The 20449-nt window shown below is 68.3% G+C and carries 19 protein-coding genes and 2 rRNA genes; 10 read left to right on the top strand and 11 right to left on the bottom strand.

What is annotated here, in order from left to right; genetic code table 11:
• Nucleotides 1-21 precede the first annotated feature (21 nt).
• Nucleotides 22-1023 (bottom strand): inorganic phosphate transporter, encoded by a 1002-nt coding sequence (locus ACTVZO_RS23255; protein ID WP_443300220.1) that lies wholly within the window; start codon nucleotides 1021-1023, stop codon nucleotides 22-24.
• A 5-nt stretch (nucleotides 1024-1028) separates the two neighbouring features.
• Nucleotides 1029-1649, bottom strand: coding sequence for a DUF47 domain-containing protein (locus ACTVZO_RS23250; RefSeq protein ID WP_033225924.1), 621 nt, complete (start codon nucleotides 1647-1649; stop codon nucleotides 1029-1031).
• Between the two features lie 194 nt (nucleotides 1650-1843).
• Here ACTVZO_RS23250 and ACTVZO_RS23245 point away from each other — a divergent pair, with 194 nt between their 5' ends.
• Complete coding sequence (locus ACTVZO_RS23245) at nucleotides 1844-2167, top strand: metal-sensitive transcriptional regulator (RefSeq protein WP_384218457.1); 324 nt, start codon at nucleotides 1844-1846, stop codon at nucleotides 2165-2167.
• Nucleotides 2168-2177: 10 nt separating this feature from the next.
• On the opposite strand, the gene ACTVZO_RS23240 is transcribed toward ACTVZO_RS23245, so the two are convergent.
• Complete coding sequence (locus ACTVZO_RS23240; RefSeq protein WP_199808149.1) at nucleotides 2178-2333, bottom strand: hypothetical protein; 156 nt, start codon at nucleotides 2331-2333, stop codon at nucleotides 2178-2180.
• 126 nt (nucleotides 2334-2459) lie between these two features.
• Entirely contained in the window at nucleotides 2460-3290 is an 831-nt protein-coding gene (locus ACTVZO_RS23235; protein WP_443300219.1) for a hypothetical protein, read from the bottom strand.
• Nucleotides 3291-3433: 143 nt separating this feature from the next.
• Between ACTVZO_RS23235 and ACTVZO_RS23230 the strand changes: the two genes are divergently transcribed.
• Both ACTVZO_RS23230 and ACTVZO_RS23225 read left to right on the top strand, forming a co-directional pair.
• Entirely contained in the window at nucleotides 3434-3628 is a 195-nt protein-coding gene (locus ACTVZO_RS23230; protein ID WP_443300218.1) for a hypothetical protein, read from the top strand.
• Between the two features lie 173 nt (nucleotides 3629-3801).
• Nucleotides 3802-4026: a hypothetical protein gene (locus tag ACTVZO_RS23225; RefSeq protein WP_443300217.1), complete on the top strand. Its 225-nt coding sequence runs from the start codon at nucleotides 3802-3804 to the stop codon at nucleotides 4024-4026.
• Between the two features lie 183 nt (nucleotides 4027-4209).
• On the opposite strand, the gene ACTVZO_RS23220 is transcribed toward ACTVZO_RS23225, so the two are convergent.
• From ACTVZO_RS23220 to ACTVZO_RS23205, 4 genes are all read right to left on the bottom strand, one after another.
• Entirely contained in the window at nucleotides 4210-4953 is a 744-nt protein-coding gene (locus tag ACTVZO_RS23220; RefSeq protein WP_443300216.1) for a phosphatase PAP2 family protein, read from the bottom strand.
• A gap of 204 nt (nucleotides 4954-5157) precedes the next feature.
• On the bottom strand, nucleotides 5158-6168 hold the full coding sequence (locus tag ACTVZO_RS23215) for a C40 family peptidase (RefSeq protein WP_443303248.1): 1011 nt from the start codon (nucleotides 6166-6168) through the stop codon (nucleotides 5158-5160).
• A gap of 187 nt (nucleotides 6169-6355) precedes the next feature.
• Entirely contained in the window at nucleotides 6356-7150 is a 795-nt protein-coding gene (locus tag ACTVZO_RS23210; RefSeq protein ID WP_443300215.1) for a thioesterase family protein, read from the bottom strand.
• A gap of 55 nt (nucleotides 7151-7205) precedes the next feature.
• Complete coding sequence (locus ACTVZO_RS23205) at nucleotides 7206-7814, bottom strand: LysE family translocator (protein ID WP_443300214.1); 609 nt, start codon at nucleotides 7812-7814, stop codon at nucleotides 7206-7208.
• A gap of 118 nt (nucleotides 7815-7932) precedes the next feature.
• Here ACTVZO_RS23205 and ACTVZO_RS23200 point away from each other — a divergent pair, with 118 nt between their 5' ends.
• The 7 genes from ACTVZO_RS23200 to ACTVZO_RS23170 all read left to right on the top strand — a co-directional run bounded on the left by ACTVZO_RS23200 (nucleotide 7933) and on the right by ACTVZO_RS23170 (nucleotide 16220).
• On the top strand, nucleotides 7933-8796 hold the full coding sequence (locus ACTVZO_RS23200; RefSeq protein WP_443300213.1) for a pentapeptide repeat-containing protein: 864 nt from the start codon (nucleotides 7933-7935) through the stop codon (nucleotides 8794-8796).
• 327 nt (nucleotides 8797-9123) lie between these two features.
• Entirely contained in the window at nucleotides 9124-9432 is a 309-nt protein-coding gene (locus ACTVZO_RS23195; protein ID WP_008742356.1) for a hypothetical protein, read from the top strand.
• Nucleotides 9433-9545: 113 nt separating this feature from the next.
• Entirely contained in the window at nucleotides 9546-10352 is an 807-nt protein-coding gene (locus ACTVZO_RS23190) for a hypothetical protein (RefSeq protein WP_443300212.1), read from the top strand.
• Nucleotides 10342-11652 (top strand): hypothetical protein, encoded by a 1311-nt coding sequence (locus ACTVZO_RS23185; RefSeq protein ID WP_443300211.1) that lies wholly within the window; start codon nucleotides 10342-10344, stop codon nucleotides 11650-11652. The genes ACTVZO_RS23190 and ACTVZO_RS23185 overlap by 11 nt, the downstream gene beginning before the upstream one ends.
• On the top strand, nucleotides 11649-13211 hold the full coding sequence (locus tag ACTVZO_RS23180; RefSeq protein ID WP_443300210.1) for an SCO6880 family protein: 1563 nt from the start codon (nucleotides 11649-11651) through the stop codon (nucleotides 13209-13211). The genes ACTVZO_RS23185 and ACTVZO_RS23180 overlap by 4 nt, the downstream gene beginning before the upstream one ends.
• 19 nt (nucleotides 13212-13230) lie before the next feature.
• Nucleotides 13231-14652: an ATP-binding protein gene (locus ACTVZO_RS23175; RefSeq protein ID WP_443300209.1), complete on the top strand. Its 1422-nt coding sequence runs from the start codon at nucleotides 13231-13233 to the stop codon at nucleotides 14650-14652.
• A gap of 2 nt (nucleotides 14653-14654) precedes the next feature.
• Entirely contained in the window at nucleotides 14655-16220 is a 1566-nt protein-coding gene (locus ACTVZO_RS23170; RefSeq protein WP_443300208.1) for a type VI secretion protein, read from the top strand.
• On the opposite strand, the gene ACTVZO_RS23165 is transcribed toward ACTVZO_RS23170, so the two are convergent.
• The 3 genes from ACTVZO_RS23165 to ACTVZO_RS23155 form a co-directional block, all read right to left on the bottom strand.
• Complete coding sequence (locus ACTVZO_RS23165) at nucleotides 16217-16780, bottom strand: GNAT family N-acetyltransferase (protein WP_443300207.1); 564 nt, start codon at nucleotides 16778-16780, stop codon at nucleotides 16217-16219. The two genes, ACTVZO_RS23170 and ACTVZO_RS23165, sit on opposite strands and share 4 nt — an antisense overlap.
• Before the next feature lie 86 nt (nucleotides 16781-16866).
• Nucleotides 16867-16983: ribosomal RNA gene (rrf, locus tag ACTVZO_RS23160) — 5S ribosomal RNA — on the bottom strand.
• A gap of 76 nt (nucleotides 16984-17059) precedes the next feature.
• A 23S ribosomal RNA gene (locus ACTVZO_RS23155) occupies nucleotides 17060-20183 on the bottom strand.
• Nucleotides 20184-20449: the final 266 nt, after the last annotated feature.

Raw genomic sequence — 20449 nt, 5'->3', positions numbered from 1 at the left:
GCTTTCACATCCGTACGCCGGTCAGTTCACGAAGGCCAGGTTCACGAGCCAGAAGCTGATCGCGGCCACCAGGGCCGCGGCCGGCATGGTGATGAACCAGCCGAGGATGATGTTCTTGGCGACGCCCCAGCGGACCGCGTTCACCCGCTTCGTCGCACCCACACCCATGATCGCCGAGGTGATCACGTGGGTGGTGGAGATCGGCGCGTGGAAGAGGAACGCCGAGCCGAACATGATCGAGGCACCGGTGGTCTCGGCCGCGAAGCCCTGCGGCGGGTCCAGCTCGATGATCTTGCGGCCCAGCGTGCGCATGATGCGCCAGCCGCCCGCGTACGTACCCAGCGACAGCATCACGGCGCAGGCGATCTTGACCCACAGCGGGATCGCGTCGTCGGCCGCCTGCACGTCGGCGATGACCAGCGCGAGCACGACGATTCCCATCGTCTTCTGCGCGTCCTGCAGACCGTGGCCCAGCGCCATGGCCGCCGCCGAGACCGTCTGCGCGATACGGAAACCGCGCTTGGCCTTGTGCGGGTTGGCCCGGCGGAACATCCACAGGATGACGACCATCACCAGGTAGCCGGCCACGAGGCCGACGACCGGCGAGACGAACATCGGGATGACGACCTTGTCGACCACCCCGTCCCACAGCACGCCGATGCCACCGGCCAGCGCCGCGCCCACCATGCCGCCGAACAGCGCGTGCGAGGAGGACGAGGGCAGGCCGAAGTACCAGGTGATCAGGTTCCAGACGATCGCGCCGACCAGCGCCGCGAAGAGGATCCACATGCCCCGGTTGCCGTGGGGCGTCTCGATCAGGCCCTTGCTGACCGTCTTGGCGACCCCGCTGCCCAGGAAGGCACCGGCGAGGTTCATCACCGCGGCCATCGCCAGCGCCGCGCGCGGGGTCAGCGCACGCGTCGAGACGGACGTCGCGATCGCGTTCGCCGAGTCGTGAAAACCGTTCGTATATGTAAAGCCGAGCGCGACACCGATGGTCACGACCAGTGCGAAGGTGTCCACGAGGTTCAGGACTCCTTGACCGCGATGGTCTCCACCGTGTTCGCAACGTGCTCGAACGCGTCGGCCGCCTCTTCGAGCACGTCGACGATCTGCTTGAGCTTCAGCACCTCGATGGCGTCGTACTTGCCGTTGAAGAGCTGGGCGAGCAGCTTGCGGTGGATCTGGTCGGCCTGGTTCTCGAGGCGGTTGACCTCGATCCAGTACTCGGTCAGGTTGTCCATCGTCCGCAGGTGCGGCATGGCCTCGGCGGTCAGCTCGGCCGCCCGCGCCAGTACCTCGATCTGCTGCTCGACGCCCTTGGGCAGCTCCTCCACGTTGTAGAGGACGACCAGGTCGACCGCCTCCTCCATGAAGTCCATGATGTCGTCGAGCGACGAGGCCAGGTTGTAGATGTCCTCGCGGTCGAACGGCGTGATGAAGGAGGAGTTCAGCTGGTGGAAGATCGCGTGGGTCGCGTCGTCTCCCGCGTGCTCCGCAGCCCGCATCCGCTCCGCGATCTCGACCCGGGCGGAAGAGTCCGCTCCGAGCAGTTCCATCAGGAGCTTGGAGCCCGTGACGATGTTGTCCGCGGATGCGGCGAACATGTCGTAGAAGCTCGTCTCCCTGGGGGTCAGACGAAATCGCACGTGAGGTCCTCGGGGTGCATTGGATTCGGTCAGGCTGATGCTAGGCGCATCCCCCGGCCACGGCTAACCGGCGGTTCCCCAGTGTCCTCCATCAGGCAGAGTGAGGACCACGGACCCCTGACCCCGCGGCCAGGGCCCAGTACCCTATACCCATGAGGGGTATGCACCCCTCGTTCCGGACCACGGGAGGACGCATGACGACCATCGAGGCGGAAGGTTCCCACGACGGCGGCGCCGTCCACGGCTACCACCACCAGAAGGACGAGCACCTCAAGCGGCTGCGCCGGATCGAGGGCCAGATCCGCGGGCTCCAGCGGCTCGTCGACGAGGACGTCTACTGCATCGACATACTCACCCAGGTCTCGGCGAGCACGAAGGCACTCCAGTCCTTCGCCCTCCAGCTCCTGGAAGAGCACCTGCGCCACTGCGTCGCCGACGCGGCCGTCAAGGGCGGCGGAGAGATCGACGCGAAGGTGGAAGAGGCCACCAAGGCCATCGCCCGCCTCCTGCGCACCTGACCGCGGGCGGTCAGCCCGACCAGATCCCCATCAGCACCTCGTCGATCCGGTCCTGACTGAGCCGCTCCTCCGCGGCCGCCGAGGCCGCGATGATCAACTCACCGCAGAGCTCGATCTCGGCGAGCGCCACATGATCCTGCACGGTCGTACCGCCTGCGGGAGTCACGCGTGTCACCTCAATCTGCCGTCTTCGGTCGTCGGCGCTCGACTTCTCAGCCTAGGGAGGACACCGCCCGCGGCGCATGACACGGATGGACCATTTCCGGATACCGGCCATGGCCCGACCGCACCGCTACTCGGCGATCTTCCCGGCGTAAATGTCCCCGCTTGCGGGCAATACGACGGTCACCGGTGTCCCGAATCCGTACAGCAGCGTGGTCGACGAGACATCGATCACGCCATTGTTGACGTACGTGAAACGGTGGCGGACCTTCCGCAGCCGTCCCTGCTCGTCCAGGTACGCGTCGAACGGCACGGTGTCCTTGCTGAACCCTTTCGCCGCCGCCTCGAGCGCCCCTTTCACCTCCGCCGACGCACTCCCCGCGGCCCGCCCGATGTCGGTGGTCCCCCGGTAGTGCCGCACCTTCGTGCCCGCCACCTCGGTCTCCCCCACGTACGTCACCTCCTGCACGCCGCGCAGCAGTTCGGCCGCGACCAGCGGATCGGTGGCCCCGCCCGTGACGAGGTTCCCGTCGGCGAGGGCCGTGGTGTCGACCCGGACCCACTTGTCGTCGGGGACGCCCGCGCCCCGGTTCTTCATGTAGAGAGCGCCGGGAACCAGCAGCTCCGTGATGGGCCGGTGCTCGGCCTTGCCCTTCACGTCGGCCGGGAGCATCACCAGCAGCTGGCCCATCCGGTTCTTGAAGTCGACCCCGCCCTCGCCGCGGATCGTGACCCTGGTCCCGCCGGTGGCCATCTCCATGGCCGTACGGGCCCGGGCACTGCCCGTCTTCGTCAGCGCGTCGGCCGCCCCGCGGATCACCGCCGCCGCGTCCGCGGGGGGCCGGTCGTCGTCGCCGGCTCCCGCGCACCCGCTCATCGCCGTGACCGCCAGGGTGACGCCGACGGCGAGCACGGCCTCACCCGCACGCTCGCGCCGCCGCTTGTGCTGGTGCACCACCATCGCCTGCCAACCCCCAACGCATGACCGCTGTTTGCCCGAGGCCCCCACCCGCTCCGGTTAACGAGGTCAAGGGTTTCCCGTCACGGCCCAGGGCCCTCCGCACCCGCTTCCGGTCCAGGTACCGTGGAGGCGTGGATCCGCACATGAAAGCGCCTCTGGCCCTTCCGCTTCCCGCCGCCGTGCCGCACCGGCCACAGCCGCCCACCACCGGGCACACCACTTCCACCGCCGACCGAGGATCGTTCTGCCTGGCCGTGTGCACCTGCGGCTGGAAGGGCCCGGCCCGCCGCTCCCGCGACCTGGCCCGCAAGGACGCCACCCGGCACATGGCGGGGTAGCGGGTACCCATGGGCCCGGAGCGGGCTCAGCCGGCCCAGGCGGTCCAGGCGGTCCAGGCGGTCCAGGCGGTCCAGGCAGTCCAGGCTGCCGGGGCAGTCCAGGCTGCCGGGGCAGGTAGCCCGTTCGGACGGCCCGGCTGGCCGGGGCAGGCCGGAACGGATGCCCTTGAGTCATGCCAGGACCCGCAGCCCGCCTCGCGGCCCTTCTCTGGGCCCTGCTCCTCTCGCTGACCCCGGCCGCCGCGGCCTGGGCCCGGCCGGTCGGCTCGGCGGACGGCCCGGCCGACGTGGCCCTGGCCATCGGGCTCACCGGCGCCGCCGCCGTGGCCACCGGCCTGTGGCTGCGCTCCCGCTACCGCCGCGACACCGAGACCGACCCCGACGGCGGCGACCGGTGACCCCGCGGCCCCGCCCGACGGCGGTCCGCCTGCTCTTCGGCGCGGCAGGCCTGTGCCTCGTGGTGGCCCTGCTGCTCTCGGTGTGGAACTCGTCCTAGCCGTCTCCCGGCCCGGTCAGGCCCGATCCCGCCCGGCCCGAACTGACCCGATCCGGCCCGATCGCGGCCGTCCCCGCGCGCGACGCTACGCGGCGAGGTCGCTCTCGTGCGGGCGCTGCCCGGCCGGCGGGGTGGGCTGCGCCTGCGCCAGGCCGACCGGCAGGGGCAGCACCCGGCCCTTGGCCCGGACCAGACGGCCCAGGCGCGGGGAGCCGGCCACCGCCCGCACCACCGGGGTCAGCAGCGCCATCGCGAGCGGCGCGAGCACCAGGACGACCGCGGTGCCGAGCGCGAACCCGCCGATCACGTCGGTGGGGTAGTGGACGCCCGCGTACACCCGGCAGACGCCCTCGACGACGGCCAGGGCGATCCCGATGAGCCCGAGCCTGCGGTTGGCGACGAACAGGCCCACGCCCAGGGCCATCGCGAGGGTGGCGTGGCCGCTGACGAAGGAGAAGTCGGAGCCCGACAGTTCGGCCCCGAAGCGCGTCCCGGCGCCCGAGTCGAGCACCTGGATCCCCTCGTGCTGCCGGAACGGCCGCGGCCGTCCCACGAATTCACGCAGCGGCGCGTTCACGAGGAGCGCCAGCCCGGCCGCGAGCGGGGCCCACACCAGCGCCGCGAAGGACTCGACGGCCGTGCTCTCGTCCTGCCGTCGGGCGCCGCGCCAGCACCACAGGACCAGCAGCACGAGCGCCAGCGGAATCCCGTACGCGCCGACCAGGCCGACCGACCGGTCCACCCAGTCCGGCGCGCGCAGGGCCAGTCCGTTGATCTCGTACAGCAGGCTGACATCCACGTTCGGCCCACCGGTCGTGAGTCCAGCCATGGTGATGCGGCCCCTTGCCCTTGCCGTGGTTCCCCTGCGGGCGCACGACGGTGTACGCCCCTTCGCCCCCCGATTGATCAACCCCCGTGTCCATGGAACGCCCGTTCTGGCAACTACGTTCCACTCTCCACCGAATGATCACTCCAACGTTATCGAAGAGAGACTCATCGCCGCAGCTCAGGGCCTTGGCTTAACGGAGCGTGGCTAGGGCGCCCGGTTGGCCCCAACTCGCTCCGGAAGGGCCTCCGCACCGTCCTTCGTCACGCGCGTCGCACCGAAGTAGTCAGGCGTGTCGATCTTGTCGAAGCGGATCACGGCGCCGGTGAAGGGTGCGTTGATCATGTAGCCGCCGCCGACGTACAACCCGACGTGCCGGATCTCCCGAGAGTTCGTCAGATCATCGGAGAAGAACACCAGGTCGCCGGGGAGCAGTTCGGCACGCGAGGGATGCGGACCGGCGTTGTACTGGTCGTTCGCCACGCGCGGCAGCTGGATCCCGACCGTCTCGTACGCCGCCTTGGTCAGCCCCGAGCAGTCGAAGCGCCCGTCCTGGTCAGGCGTTCCGTTGCCGCCCCACAGGTACGGCGTCCCCAGCTGCTTCTGCGCGAAGTAGATGGCGCCCGCGGCCTGTTGCGAGGGCGCGACCCGCCCGACGGGCCGGGCGAAGCTCTTCGCGAGCGTCGTGATCGTCTTCACGTACCCCTGGGTCTCCTTGTACGGCGGCACGCCCCCGTACTTGATGACCGCATAGGCCCCCGCGTTGTACGCGGCCAGCATGTTCGACGTCGCGTCACCCGGCACGCCCGCCACGTCCTTGGCCAGCTGGCAGTCGTACGAGGCCGCCGACGGGATCGCGTCGCTCGGGTCCCAGATGTCCCGGTCCCCGTCGCCGTCACCGTCGATGCCGTGGCCCGCCCACGTGCCCGGGATGAACTGCGCGATGCCGCGCGCGTCCGCGGGACTGACCGCGCTGGGGTTCCAGCCGCTCTCCGAGTACAGCTGGGCGGCGAGCAGCGCCGGGGTTATGGCCGGGCACAGGTTGCCCCACTTCTCCACCAGGGCCTGGTACTTGGCGGGCACCGCCCCCTTCACGAGCCCCACGGCACGGCCGCCCGCTCCGGCGGCCCCGACCAGGCCCGCGGCGGCCGAGTACGTCCCCACGACGAGCAGCGCCACGAAGGTCAGACACAGCCCGATCCCGATCCCACCGGCCATCCAGAATCTGCGCACCCGTCAACCCTCCCCCATCCCGGTCACTTCAACGTGTGATTCGGCCGTGTCGCATGCCCTGCCGGCCCACTCGGAAACCCGAACAGGCGATGCGGGCGCACGTCACCGCCTCATCCTCGACGCGACCGGAGCCCACCGTCCAGTCCGCACGGACGGCGGCCGGGGGCACGCCCTACCGGGGAGCGACGAACAGACTCTGCGCGCTGCGCCCGATGGGGCCCTTCTCGTCGTGGAGCCGCGCGTCGACGAGCCCGATGCCGCCCGCGTCCACACTCGTACGGGACTCCACGCAGGCCCACTCGCCGACCGGATGGCGGTGCAGATGGACCGTCAGGTCACCGTTGACGAAGACGAACCGGCCGTAGTCCAGCACGGAGCTGATGCCGTTGCCGGAATCGGCGGCGACGAGCACCCGGTCCAGCGGACGGACCTCCTCCCCGGCGACGAGCGGCACCCTCATCCGCATCCAGCAGGTGCCCGGACCGAGCTCCACGAAGGCGCCCTCGGTGAAACGGGCTTCCATGGCCGTGTGGTAGCCGGTCTCCCACGGCACCGGGAAGAACGGCACCGCCCCGGCCTCCCCCGGCGGCGGCAGCTGCGGCCCCGGCACCACGGCCGGCACCACGTCCTCGGCCACCCGGATCCGCAGCGCCCGCGCCACCATCACCGGCGCGGCCCCGCCCGCGGGGGTGAGGGAGGCCTCGACCACCTCGGTGCCGCGGCCCGCCCGCAGCACGCCGGTCGTGACCTCCAGCGCGCCGATCGGCACCGGCCGCAGGATCTCGTACGTGATCCGGGCGATCCGCATGTCGGCGCGCGCGTCCGGCCGCTCCTCCACGGCCCGCCCGAGCAGCGCGGCCGGCGGGCCGGCGTGCTGCGCGCCCGGGTCCCACGGCCCGCGCGTGTACTCCGTGGCCAGGAAACGGCCGGCGTCGATCCGCTCGAAGAACCCCTCCGCAGCACCCATGCCACTCACGCTACCCACAGGTAACCCCCACCACCAGCCCCACCACCGGGCCCACTCAGCGGGCGAAGCCGAGACCCAGCCCCAGCCCCACCAGCACCGACCCGATCGCCCGGTTCAGCGCCTTCTGCGCCTTCAGCATCCGGTCCCGCAGCCGGGAGTTGGAGAAGAACAGCGCCACCGCCCCGAACCAGCCCAGGTGCGCGGCCGACATGAACAGCCCGTACCCGGCCTGCTGCCACACCGGAGTGCCCGGGTTGACCACCTGCGTGAAGGTCGACACCACGAACAGCGTCGTCTTCGGGTTGAGCACATTGGTCAGGAACCCCGACCGCATCGCCCCGAGCCGGGTCAGCTGCGGCTTCGACTCCAGGTCCACGGTCACCTCGGCCCGCGCCCGGAAGGTACGTATCCCGATCCACACCAGATAGGCCGCGCCGGCCAGCTTGATCACGGTGAAGAGGGTGGTGGAGGAGGCGATCAGCAGACCGACCCCGAGCATCGTGTAGGAGACGTGGACCAGGACCCCGGCCGCCACCCCGGCGGCGGCGAACAGCCCGGTGGGCCGCCCGTACAGATAGCTGTTGCGGACGACCATGGCGAAGTCCGCGCCCGGACTGATCACGGCGAGCATCGTGATGACGGCGACTGCGATCACTTCTGTCATGGGCCGATGCTCACCGCCCACCCGCCCCGGGATCAAGCCCGTCCGCTCTCCTCGCACGTGAGAAACGCCCTCGGCCCGCCCGCCCCGGAATGCGGCTCACCGCCCCCGACCGGTGACAATGGACGACGTGTCCACGCGTCGCCCCCGCCCCCCGGCCGTCCCGGCCCTCCCGGCCGTCCCGGCCCTCCCCGTCCTGCAGGCGGACTGCTCGAGCTGCTTCGCGCTCTGCTGCGTCGCCCTGCCCTTCGCCAAGTCCAGCGACTTCGCGATGAACAAACCGGCCGGAACCCCCTGCAAGAACCTCCGGGAGGACTTCCGCTGCGGGATCCACACCCGGCTGCGCGACTCCGGCTTCCAGGGCTGCACCGTCTTCGACTGCTTCGGGGCCGGCCAGCAGGTCTCCCAGGTCACCTTCGGCGGCCGCGACTGGCGCACCCACCCCGAGACCCGGGCCGAGATGTTCGACGCCCTCCCGGTGATGCGGCAGCTGCACGAGCTGCTCTTCTACGTGGCCGAAGCCCTCACCCTCCCGGCCGCCGCCCCGCTCCACCCCCGGCTGCGCCACGCGCTCGCGGAGACCGAGCAGTGGACGCGCGCGGACGCGGCCGCCCTCGCCGCCCTGGACGTCGGCGCCCTCCGCCAGAAGATCAACACCCTGCTCCTGAAGACCAGCGAGCTCGCCCGGGCCGAGGTGCCGGGCCGCAAGAAGAACCACCGCGGAGCCGACCTGATGGGCGCCCGCCTCTCCGGCGCGGACCTGCGCGGCGCGAACCTCCGCGGCTCCTACCTGATCGCCGCCGACCTCATCGGCGCCGACCTGCGCACGGCCGACCTCATCGGCGCCGACTTCCGCGACGCCGACCTCCGCGGGGCGGACCTGCGCCAGGCCCTCTTCCTCACCCAGCCCCAACTCAACGCGGCCCGGGGCACCCCCGCCACCCGCATCCCCCCGCACCTGACCCACCCGGCGCACTGGGCCTGACGGACCATCGGACAAATCCGGCCGATATCCCCCGAGGACACACCGACCACTGCGCCGAACGGCGGCCACTCACCCCACCCCCCGTACGCCGAGACGACAATCATTGCCCGGCGTCACCCCCCGTGATACACAGAGTGACCATACGTTCTTTCGCATACACACCGCACCTGCGCAGGTCAGAGCACAGGGGCGGGACGCAGGCCGGGAGATCGGGTAAAGAGAGCCGTCAAGTCGACGACGGCGGCGGTTTCATCAGCGAAGATAGTGCGTGACCCCTGCCGTCGGGCACGGGCTTCCGGAACTACCCATACAGGGGCGGTGAGTTACATGATCCTGGCAGCCGAAAAGGGCGACATCACCACCATCATCGGCGGAATCGCCCCGAACTGGGGGCCGTTCGGCAGTCTCGGCAACGAAGCGAAGGTCATGATCGAGGTGGTCATGGCCGTAGCGATCCTCCTCTGCCTCGGCATCGCCATCTGGGGCGCGGCCAAACAGCGCATCGGCGCCACCGCCCTGCGCGACACGTTCAGCGCGGAACAGGGCAAGGGCCTGATCGTGGCCGGCCTCACGGGCGTCTTCATCATCGGCTCGCTGGGCACCCTCTTCACCATCGTCTACGGAATGGCCGTCTAGCCGGGCCACCCCGGCCGTAGCGCCGTACCGCAGGACCTGATGAGGACTCATCACACCGCACCCACGCGGTAACCAGCACTACCGTCGTACGACGCGGAGGGGGCCGAAACGGAATGAGCAGCGAGGACCAGTACGGCGGCACGGGCCAGACCCGCACCCGCCTCCCGGACTCCCCCGCCGACCCGTACGGCCCCACCCGCCGCGCCCCGCGCACCTCCCGCAGCCTCATCACGGTGGTCGGCGTGGTGGTCCTCCTGATCGCGGCCATCGCGTTCGCGAACCAGGGCCCGGACACCCCCACCTCCCCCCAAACGGACAACGCCCCGTCCACCACCTCCACAGCCCCAACAGGCACAACCCCGGTCACGGGCAAGAACGGCACCCTCCCCAAGGGCTTCGCCCACGACGAACAGGGCGCCCAGTCGGCCGCGGCCAACTACGCCGTGGTCCTCGGCTCCGACGGAATGTTCAAGAAGAACAGCCGGAACGCCATCGTGGACGGGATCTACACGTCCGAGGCCGGCCAACAGTTGAAGGGCCCACTGGACCAGGCCTACTCGGCGGCGTTCCTGAGCCAGATGGGGCTGGACGCCAACGGCAACGCCCCGCAGGGCAGCATCTTCGTCTCCCGGACCATCCCCGTCGGCACCAAGGTCGAGAACTACAGCCCGACCGCTGCCAAGGTGTCCGTCTGGTACATGGGCCTCATCGGTATGTCCGGGCCCCAGTCCACCGACCCCGTGCGGACCGTGTGGAAGACGTGGACGTTCTCGCTGGCCTGGACCGGCAACGACTGGAAGGCCGTCTCCGACGACCAGACGGACGGCCCCGCTCCGGTGCCCGGCGACCTACGGGCCTCCACGTCCGACGACATCAGCAAGGCCATCAAGGACTTCGGAGGGTTCACCTATGCCCGGTAACCTCCGGCGCACGGCAGGCCTCGCAGCCGCCGCGCACCTGGCCGTCGTCGCACTGGCGTCCCGCGCCTACGCTGCTCCCACGCCCACGCCATCGGCCCCTCCGTCGCCGCAGGCGAGCAACGACCCGTGCGACCTTCTCATCGGCCCCGCCAAGCAGTACTGCGAACGCGGCGAAGGCGCCACAACCGGAGGCGCGCCAGGCCTAGCGCCGAGCGACCCCGCCGACGCCCTGAACCCCCTGGCCTCCCTGGCCAAGGGCTGCGCCGACGCCGCCGCCTGGATCGTCGGCAAGCTCAGCGCAGCCGTCAACGGCTCGGCCAACGTCGACTTCACCAACGGCACCTTCCTCAAGCAGTACGCCGTCGTCTTCGCCGCCTCCACCATCCTGACCCTCGTCCTGTGGCTCTTCGCCGTGGCCAAGCGGGCCGTCCGCGGCGTCCCCCTCACCACCGCCCTCTCCGAGGCGATCGGCTTCCTCTGGCTCACCGTCCTCGCCTCCGCCTTCACCCCCCTGATCCTCTACACCGTCGTCTCCGCCACCGACGGCGTCACCGAGGTCATCGCCTCCGCCTCCGGCAGCCAGACCGACGTCTTCTTCGGCTCCTTCTCCGAAGCCCTCAAGAAGGGCGACGACATCGGCGGCGGCCCGATCATGCTGATCGTGGTCTCGCTCGTCACCGTCCTCGCCGCCGGCATCCTCTTCCTCGAGCTGTTCATCCGGGCCGCCCTCCTCTACGTCGGCGCCCTCCTCGGCGTCGTCGTCTACGCGGGCCTGGTCGACCGGAACCTCTGGGGCCACGTCCGCCGCTGGGCGGGCATCATGATCGCCGTCATCCTCGTGAAGCCGGTCATCGTCATCGTCCTCGGCCTCGCCGGAGCCCTCGCCGGCGAAGAGGGCCCCGACGCCTTCTCCGCCGTCGTCACCGGCCTCGCGATCATCCTCCTGGCGATCTTCGCCTCCGCGATGATCTACCGCTTCGTCCCCGGCTTCGGCGACGAGATCGCCTCCGCCCGCTCCAACCGCAGCAAAGCCACCGACGGCGCCCAGGCAGCCGCCGTCATCAGCTCCCCGGCCTCCCTCGTCTCCCAGGGCATCAAGACCCACAGCAGCCGCGGCGCCCACCGCGGAGGCGACGGCGGCGGCACGCCCCGCCCCGCCAACCCCCTCTCCGGAGGCGTGGCCGCCCACAGCAGCCGCCCCACCTCCGGCGGCGGAGCCGGCGGCGGATCTGTCCCCTCCGCCACACCCGCACCCCGCACGAGCTCGAGCACGAGGAACACAGGAGGTGACGGGCGTTGACGACCCAGTCCCACCAGATGCACCCGGTCGCGCCCCGCCGCACGTATCTCATCGGCCGGGCCCGGCCGAACGCGATCGTCGGCAAGAACCGCGAGACCGGCGAGATCGCCCTGATCATCGCCGGGGCGTTCTTCGGCATGATGAGCGGACTGCTCGTCCCCGACCTCACCCTGCGCATCGTCAGCCTCGCCGGCTTCCCCATGCTCGCGCTCGCCGCCGTGTACGTCCCGTACAAGGGCCGCACCTTCTACCGCTGGTTCGAGATCAGCCGCAGCTACAAGCGCACCCTGCGCCGCGGTACGACCTACCGCTCGGGCGCCATGGAAGCCGGCGTACGCGGCGCCGACGGGCGCGAGGTCGAGGTCGGCCCGCCCCCCGGCATCGGCCGCATCAGCTGGCTCGCCGCCCCCTTCGGCCCCGACGAGATCGCCGTACTCCTCCACGCCGACCGCAGAACGGTCACCGCCGCCATCGAGATCGAGGGCCCCGGCGTCGGCCTGCGCGACAGCGAGGACCAAGAAGCCCTCGTCGACCGCTTCGGCACCCTCCTCAAGCACGTGGCCAACGGCGACGGCTTCGTCACCCGCCTCCAAATGCTCGCCCGCACCCTGCCCGCCGACCCCGACGCCCACGCCAAGGACGTCGCCCAGCGCGGCGACACCCAGGCCCCCGGCTGGCTGCGCGAGTCCTACGACCAGCTCCAGTCCATGGTGTCGACCTCCTCCGAGCAGCACCGCGCCTACCTCGTCGCCTGCATGCACTACACCCGCGAACTCGCCGCCGAGGCCCACACCATCGCCCGCGCCGCCACCCCCCAGAAGGGCCGCAAGCTCAACCGCGACGCCGGCCTCGCCATCGTCATGGCCCGCGAGCTCACCGACATCTGCGCCCGCCTCGCCGAAGCCGACATCCGCGTCCGCCAGCCGCTGGGCCAGGGCCGCCTCGCCTCCCTCGTGCACTCCATGTACGACCCGGACCACCCCATCGACCACATCCAGGCCATGACCAAGCGCAACGCCTGGCCCGCCGAACTCGACGCGGTGGAACCCACCTACCTCCAGGCCAAGACCCGCGAATCCTCCACCCGCGCCCCGTGGTGCCACGCCACCGCCTGGGTGAAGGAATGGCCCATGACCCCCGTCGGCGTCAACTTCCTCGCCCCCCTCCTCGTCCACACCCCCGACGTCATCCGCACCGTCGCCGTCACCATGGACCTGGAGCCCACCGAGGTGGCCATCGAGCGGATGCTCACCGAGAAGACCAACGACGAGGCCGACGCCTCCCGCGCCGCAAAGATGAACCGCACCGTCGACCCCCGCGACATCGCCGCCCACGGCCGGCTCGACCAGAGGGGTGAAGATCTCGCCAGCGGCGCTGCCGGAGTCAACCTCGTCGGGTACATCACGGTGTCCTCGCGTTCACCGGAGGCCCTCGCCCGCGACAAGCGCACCATCCGCGCCTCCGCCGGCAAGTCCTACCTGAAGCTCGAATGGTGCGACCGCGAGCACCACCGCGCCTTCGTCAACACCTTGCCGTTCGCCACCGGCATCCGACGCTAGCTGGAGGGAAGTGCCGCCCATGCGAGATCCCATGACAGCGCTGACGGACGCCTTCACCAGCTTCCTCTTCGGCAAAGTCGAAACCACGCGCCTGCCCGTACGCACCTCCACCGGGCAGGCGCAAGCCGTCTACCTGCCCACCGCCGCCCCCGGACTCGGCGACTCCGGCGTCATCATCGGCCGCGAGGTCTACAGCGGCAAGGGCTACATCTACGACCCCTTCCAGCTGTACGGCCAGCAGCTCCCGGCCCCCCACTGGCTGGTCCTCGGCGAATCCGGAAACGGCAAGTCCGCCCTGGAGAAGACGTACGTCCTGCGCCAGCTCCGCTTCAAGGACCGCCAGGTCGTCGTCCTCGACGCCCAGGGCGAAGACGGCGTCGGCGAATGGAACCTCATCGCCCAGCAGCTGGGGATAACCCCCATCCGCCTGGACCCCATCGCAGCCAACGACTCCGGGATCCGCCTCAACCCCCTCGACCCGGCGATCACCACGACCGGCCAGCTCGCGCTGCTCCGCACCATCATCGAAGTCGCCATGGGCCACGGCCTCGACGAACGCGCCGGCTTCGCCCTCAAGGTCGCGCACGCCTACGTCGTCGACGCCATCCGGGACCGCCAGCCCGTCCTCACCGACATCGTGGAACAACTGCGCCACCCCGAAGCCGAATCCGCCCTCGCGATGAACGTCGACATAGACGACGTACGGGCCTGGGGCCTGGACGTGGCCCTCGTCCTCGACCGCCTCGTCGACGGCGACCTGCGCGGCATGTTCGACGGCCCGACCACCGTCGGCATCGACCTCGACGCGCCACTGATCGTCTTCGACCTCTCCCACATCGACCGCAACTCCATCGCGATGCCGATCCTCATGGCGATCGTCGGCGTCTGGCTGGAGCACACCTGGATCCGGCCCGACCGGAAGAAGCGCATCTTCCTCGTCGAAGAGGCCTGGCACATCATCAACAGCCCCTTCGTGGCGCAGCTGTTCCAGCGCCTCCTGAAGTTCGGCCGCCGCCTCGGCCTGTCCTTCGTCGCCGTCGTCCACCACCTCTCCGACGTCGTCGACGGAGCAGCCGCACGCGAAGCCGCGGCCATCCTCAAGATGGCCTCGACCCGCACCATCTACGCCCAGAAGGCCGACGAAGCACGCGCCACCGGCCTCGTCCTCGGCCTGCCCCGCTGGGCGGTGGAGATCATCCCGACCCTCACCCCCGGTATCGCCGTCTGGGACGTCAACGGCAACGTCCAAGTGGTCAAACACCTGATCACCGAGGCCGAACGCCCCCTCGTCTACACCGACCGCGCCATGACCGAGTCCTCGGTCCCCTCCCAGCTCCCCGACGAACTCCTCGCCGCCGAACTCGAGGCGGAGGAACGCGCCCTGTCCATCGAACGCCGCCGCGGCAACGGCGGCCCGGGTTCCGCGACCACGGTGGCCTGACCATGCACGACACGAGACGCACGGAGCCCCCCGCCCGCGCAGGGGGCGTCCCGGACGGCCTGCTGGTCGGACTCCTGGCCTTCCTGCTCGGCCTCGCGCTCCTGGTCTGGTCGGCGACCGGCCTCGCCGCGTTCTTCGCCAAGGGCGCCTGGCCCGACACCGTCACGTTCACCCGCACCCCGGAGGCCGTACGCGCCCTGATAGCGCAACCGCACGACCTCCCGGGCGCCTGGCCCGACACCGACCCGGCGGCCCTCTCCGGCTGGGGCCTGTTCTGGGGCCTGTTCCTCAGCCAGCTCCTGGTGCTGTTCGTGCTCACCGTCTTCGCCATCGGCGTGATCGCCCGCACCAAATCCCGCCGCGCCCTGGCCAGACAGGCAGCCGCCCAGTCCTCCGCACCGTACGAACCCCCGCCCGCGGCCCCGGCCCCCGATCCGGCCCAGGCGACCACGCACAAGCCCCAGCCCTACATCCCCACCCCGACCCCCGCACCGGCACCGGCACCGGCACCGGCCCAGGTCACTACGCCCCCGGCCCCACCCGTCACCCCCGCCCCTGCCCCTGCCCCTGCCCCCACGGACGAGGCCTACCGCTACGGCTTCGGCTACGCCCCGGCACCGCCCGCCCTCGCCGCACCCCACGCCCTCGCCACGCCCCAGCCCCGCCTGGCCTACGCCGGCCCCGCCGAACGCCACCGGCTGGCAGCGCAGAGCATCGCCACCGCCGAAGGCGCGGCCCTGGTCGTGACCTCCTCCCCCGCCCTCTGGGCCGAGACCAAGGACGCCCGCGCCAAACTGGGCCCGGTCCTCCTCTACGACCCCTCGCACCTGTGCGACACCCCGGCCCGCATGCACTGGAACCCGGCCGAGGGCTGCGCCGACCGCGAGACCTCCGCCGCCCGCGCCATCGCCCTGCTGGCCCCCGTACGCCCCCAGGCCCGGATGGACGCCGCGGTCGCCGACACCGCCGAGACCCTGCTCCGCAGCTGGCTCCAGGCCGCCGCCCTCGACGACCGCCCCTTCAAACAGCTCCACCGCTGGACCCAGGGCAACAGCGCCCAGGACCCGGTCCGCATCCTGCGCACCCACCCCCAGGCAGCCGCCGGCGCGGCCGGTGAACTGGAGAGCGCCCTCACCGCCCACCCCGAACGCCGCGAGCTGGCCCAGCACCTGACGGCCCGTGCCCTCTCGTGTCTGACCTCGATCCACATCCGCGAGGCCTGCAATCCGAACCGAACGGATTCGCTCACACTGGCTTCGTTCGTGACCGAGGGGGGCACCCTCTACATGGTGGGTGAGTCCCTGGAAGACCCCCGCACCCACCCGGGTGCGATGCCGTTGCTCACCGCACTCGCCGCTGACGTGGTCGAGCACGGCCGCCGCATGGCCGCACGGTCATCCCACGGTCGGCTCGACCCACCACTCACGCTCGTCCTGGACGACATCGCGGCGGTCGCCCCGATCCCCCAGCTCCCGGACCTCCTGACGGACGAGACGCTGCCGCTCCTCGCCCTGTGCCGCAGCCGCGAACAGGCCCGCTCCCGCTGGCCGGAAGCCGACCTGGCCTAGCCGGTCACAGGCCTCGGGAACACGTACTCGAGGTCCTTCGCGGACGGATCGGCCGACACGTACGCGACCGTGCCCGTCGCCTCGAACCCGAACCGCCGGTAGAACGCCTCGGCCCGCGCGTTGTCCTCGTGCACGAAGAGTCGTACGCACTCCAGCGCCGGCTGCTCCAACGACCAGCACCAGTCCAGCGCGGCCCGGAAGAGCCCCTCAGTGAGCCCGGTCCCCCGCTGCTCCGGCCGTACGAACACCCCGACCAGATGCCCCTGGTCCCGCTCGATGACCTGGTCGAAGATATCGGCGGACCCGCTCTCCTCCACGAGCACCGTCACCGACCCGACCCACTCCCCACCGGGCCCCTCGGCGATGAACTGCCGCGCCGACCGCCCGTGCGAAGCCCCCTCGGCACGCGCCTGCCAGAACTCGTCGGGCCGGCCCTCGGCCTCCGCCACGGTCTCCAGGAACGCCACGGGAGCCGCGGGATCCTTCAACGCGGCGATCCGCAGCTCCTTGACCTTGTCCCACTCATCGCCCCGCACCGGCCGTATCACGTACTGATTCATGGACCGACACTAACCCCGCCCCCATCCGGCCGTAAACGCAGAAAAGCCCCGCACCAGATACCTGGTGCGGGGCTTCCGCAATGATTGTTCGGCGGCGTCCTACTCTCCCACAGGGTCCCCCCTGCAGTACCATCGGCGCTGAAAGGCTTAGCTTCCGGGTTCGGAATGTAACCGGGCGTTTCCCTAACGCTATGACCACCGAAACACTATGAAATTTGAACGCTGGCATGAACACAGCTGTTCGTTATTTCAGAACTAACACAGTGGACGCGAGCAACTGAGGACAAGCCCTCGGCCTATTAGTACCAGTCAGCTTCACCCGTTACCGGGCTTCCACATCTGGCCTATCAACCCAGTCGTCTACTGGGAGCCTTACCCTCTCAAGGAGGTGGGAATACTCATCTTGAAGCAGGCTTCCCGCTTAGATGCTTTCAGCGGTTATCCCTCCCGAACGTAGCCAACCAGCCATGCCCTTGGCAGGACAACTGGCACACCAGAGGTTCGTCCGTCCCGGTCCTCTCGTACTAGGGACAGCCCTTCTCAATATTCCTACGCGCACAGCGGATAGGGACCGAACTGTCTCACGACGTTCTAAACCCAGCTCGCGTACCGCTTTAATGGGCGAACAGCCCAACCCTTGGGACCGACTCCAGCCCCAGGATGCGACGAGCCGACATCGAGGTGCCAAACCATCCCGTCGATATGGACTCTTGGGGAAGATCAGCCTGTTATCCCCGGGGTACCTTTTATCCGTTGAGCGACGGCGCTTCCACAAGCCACCGCCGGATCACTAGTCCCGACTTTCGTCCCTGCTCGACCCGTCGGTCTCACAGTCAAGCTCCCTTGTGCACTTACACTCAACACCTGATTGCCAACCAGGCTGAGGGAACCTTTGGGCGCCTCCGTTACCCTTTGGGAGGCAACCGCCCCAGTTAAACTACCCATCAGACACTGTCCCTGATCCGGATCACGGACCGAGGTTAGACATCCAGCACGACCAGAGTGGTATTTCAACGGCGACTCCACAACCACTGGCGTGGCTGCTTCAAAGTCTCCCACCTATCCTACACAAGCCGAACCGAACACCAATATCAAACTGTAGTAAAGGTCCCGGGGTCTTTCCGTCCTGCTGCGCGAAACGAGCATCTTTACTCGTAGTGCAATTTCACCGGGCCTATGGTTGAGACAGTCGAGAAGTCGTTACGCCATTCGTGCAGGTCGGAACTTACCCGACAAGGAATTTCGCTACCTTAGGATGGTTATAGTTACCACCGCCGTTTACTGGCGCTTAAGTTCTCAGCTTCGCACGCCCGAAAGCGCACTAACCGGTCCCCTTAACGTTCCAGCACCGGGCAGGCGTCAGTCCGTATACATCGCCTTACGGCTTCGCACGGACCTGTGTTTTTAGTAAACAGTCGCTTCTCGCTGGTCTCTGCGGCCACCCCCAGCTCACGGAGCAAGTCCGATCACCAGTGATGGCCCCCCTTCTCCCGAAGTTACGGGGGCATTTTGCCGAGTTCCTTAACCATAGTTCACCCGAACGCCTCGGTATTCTCTACCTGACCACCTGAGTCGGTTTAGGGTACGGGCCGCCATGAAACTCGCTAGAGGCTTTTCTCGACAGCATAGGATCATCCACTTCACCACAATCGGCTCGGCATCAGGTCTCAGCCTTATATGAGGGACGGATTTGCCTACCCCTCGGCCTACACCCTTACCCCGGGACAACCACCGCCCGGGCTGGACTACCTTCCTGCGTCACCCCATCGCTTACCTACTACAAGTCTGGTTCGTCGGCTCCACCACTTTCCTTTCCCCGAAGGGTCCGGAACGGCTTCACGGACTTAGCATCGCCTGATTCGATATTGGGCGTTTCAAAGCGGGTACCGGAATATCAACCGGTTGTCCATCGACTACGCCTGTCGGCCTCGCCTTAGGTCCCGACTTACCCTGGGCAGATCAGCTTGACCCAGGAACCCTTAGTCAATCGGCGCACACGTTTCTCACGTGTGTATCGCTACTCATGCCTGCATTCTCACTCGTGAACCGTCCACAACTAGCTTCCGCTGCTGCTTCACCCGGCACACGACGCTCCCCTACCCATCACAGCAGGCGTTGGCCCTATTGCTGCAATGACACGACTTCGGCGGTACGCTTGAGCCCCGCTACATTGTCGGCGCGGAATCACTTGACCAGTGAGCTATTACGCACTCTTTCAAGGGTGGCTGCTTCTAAGCCAACCTCCTGGTTGTCTCTGCGACTCCACATCCTTTCCCACTTAGCGTACGCTTAGGGGCCTTAGTCGATGCTCTGGGCTGTTTCCCTCTCGACCATGGAGCTTATCCCCCACAGTCTCACTGCCGTGCTCTCACTTACCGGCATTCGGAGTTTGGCTAAGGTCAGTAACCCGGTAGGGCCCATCGCCTATCCAGTGCTCTACCTCCGGCAAGAAACACACGACGCTGCACCTAAATGCATTTCGGGGAGAACCAGCTATCACGGAGTTTGATTGGCCTTTCACCCCTAACCACAGGTCATCCCCCAGGTTTTCAACCCTGGTGGGTTCGGTCCTCCACGAAGTCTTACCTCCGCTTCAACCTGCCCATGGCTAGATCACTCCGCTTCGGGTCTAGAGCGTGCAACTCAATCGCCCTATTCGGACTCGCTTTCGCTACGGCTTCCCCACACGGGTTAACCTCGCTACACACCGCTAACTCGCAGGCTCATTCTTCAAAAGGCACGCAGTCACGACGTTGCATGCAAGCATGCAACGCGACGCTCCCACGGCTTGTAGGCACACGGTTTCAGGTACTATTTCACTCCGCTCCCGCGGTACTTTTCACCATTCCCTCACGGTACTATCCGCTATCGGTCACCAGGGAATATTTAGGCTTAGCGGGTGGTCCCGCCAGATTCACACGGGATTTCTCGGGCCCCGTGCTACTTGGGAGATTCTTAAGCAAGCCGCTGATGTTTCGTCTACGGGGGTCTTACCCTCTACGCCGGACCTTTCGCATGTCCTTCGACTACATCAACGGTTTCTGACTCGCCGACCGGCCGGCAGACCGATCAAAAGAATTCCCACAACCCCGCATGCGCAACCCCTGCCGGGTATCACACGCATACGGTTTGGCCTCATCCGGTTTCGCTCGCCACTACTCCCGGAATCACGGTTGTTTTCTCTTCCTGAGGGTACTGAGATGTTTCACTTCCCCTCGTTCCCTCCACACTGCCTATGTGTTCAGCAGTGGGTGACAGCCCATGACGACTGCCGGGTTTCCCCATTCGGACACCCCCGGATCAAAGCTCAGTTGGCAGCTCCCCGGGGCCTATCGCGGCCTCTCACGTCCTTCATCGGTTCCTGGTGCCAAGGCATCCACCGTGCGCCCTTAAAAACTTGGCCACAGATGCTCGCGTCCACTGTGTAGTTCTCAAACAACGACCAGCCACCCATCACCCTGCACTCCGAAGAGAACAAGTTCACTGGGGCCGGCACTGAAGACATGACCATACGGCCGTACCTTCAGGACCCAACAACGTGCCAAGCATCTTCGTTCGTCCATCTCCTCTTTCCACGCCGAAGCAGTACTCGAGAACCATCAGACCGAAGATGCCAACTAATCAACGTTCCACCCATGAGCTGACCGTGCAGAACATTTGCCTGCAATC

Origin of the sequence: Streptomyces sp. IBSNAI002, from assembly GCF_052244475.1 — a bacterium.
Lineage (GTDB): Bacteria > Actinomycetota > Actinomycetes > Streptomycetales > Streptomycetaceae > Streptomyces.
The sequence above is the reverse complement of the archived record's forward strand: the minus strand, read 5'-3'. Positions and strand labels throughout refer to the sequence as shown.

What these genes read in the sequence shown, in the direction of transcription:
- ACTVZO_RS23230 (WP_443300218.1), top strand. Translation starts at nt 3,434, where the DNA reads ATGAAAGCGCCTCTGGCCCTTCCGCTTCCCGCCGCCGTGCCGCACCGG.
- ACTVZO_RS23210 (WP_443300215.1), bottom strand. Translation starts at nt 7,150, where the DNA reads ATGGGTGCTGCGGAGGGGTTCTTCGAGCGGATCGACGCCGGCCGTTTC.
- ACTVZO_RS23215 (WP_443303248.1), bottom strand. Translation starts at nt 6,168, where the DNA reads ATGGCCGGTGGGATCGGGATCGGGCTGTGTCTGACCTTCGTGGCGCTG.
- ACTVZO_RS23170 (WP_443300208.1), top strand. Translation starts at nt 14,655, where the DNA reads ATGCACGACACGAGACGCACGGAGCCCCCCGCCCGCGCAGGGGGCGTC.
- ACTVZO_RS23235 (WP_443300219.1), bottom strand. Translation starts at nt 3,290, where the DNA reads ATGGTGGTGCACCAGCACAAGCGGCGGCGCGAGCGTGCGGGTGAGGCC.
- ACTVZO_RS23205 (WP_443300214.1), bottom strand. Translation starts at nt 7,814, where the DNA reads ATGACAGAAGTGATCGCAGTCGCCGTCATCACGATGCTCGCCGTGATC.
- ACTVZO_RS23200 (WP_443300213.1), top strand. Translation starts at nt 7,933, where the DNA reads ATGGACGACGTGTCCACGCGTCGCCCCCGCCCCCCGGCCGTCCCGGCC.
- ACTVZO_RS23190 (WP_443300212.1), top strand. Translation starts at nt 9,546, where the DNA reads ATGAGCAGCGAGGACCAGTACGGCGGCACGGGCCAGACCCGCACCCGC.
- ACTVZO_RS23245 (WP_384218457.1), top strand. Translation starts at nt 1,844, where the DNA reads ATGACGACCATCGAGGCGGAAGGTTCCCACGACGGCGGCGCCGTCCAC.
- ACTVZO_RS23225 (WP_443300217.1), top strand. Translation starts at nt 3,802, where the DNA reads ATGCCAGGACCCGCAGCCCGCCTCGCGGCCCTTCTCTGGGCCCTGCTC.
- ACTVZO_RS23165 (WP_443300207.1), bottom strand. Translation starts at nt 16,780, where the DNA reads ATGAATCAGTACGTGATACGGCCGGTGCGGGGCGATGAGTGGGACAAG.
- ACTVZO_RS23195 (WP_008742356.1), top strand. Translation starts at nt 9,124, where the DNA reads ATGATCCTGGCAGCCGAAAAGGGCGACATCACCACCATCATCGGCGGA.
- ACTVZO_RS23175 (WP_443300209.1), top strand. Translation starts at nt 13,231, where the DNA reads ATGCGAGATCCCATGACAGCGCTGACGGACGCCTTCACCAGCTTCCTC.
- ACTVZO_RS23220 (WP_443300216.1), bottom strand. Translation starts at nt 4,953, where the DNA reads ATGGCTGGACTCACGACCGGTGGGCCGAACGTGGATGTCAGCCTGCTG.
- ACTVZO_RS23185 (WP_443300211.1), top strand. Translation starts at nt 10,342, where the DNA reads ATGCCCGGTAACCTCCGGCGCACGGCAGGCCTCGCAGCCGCCGCGCAC.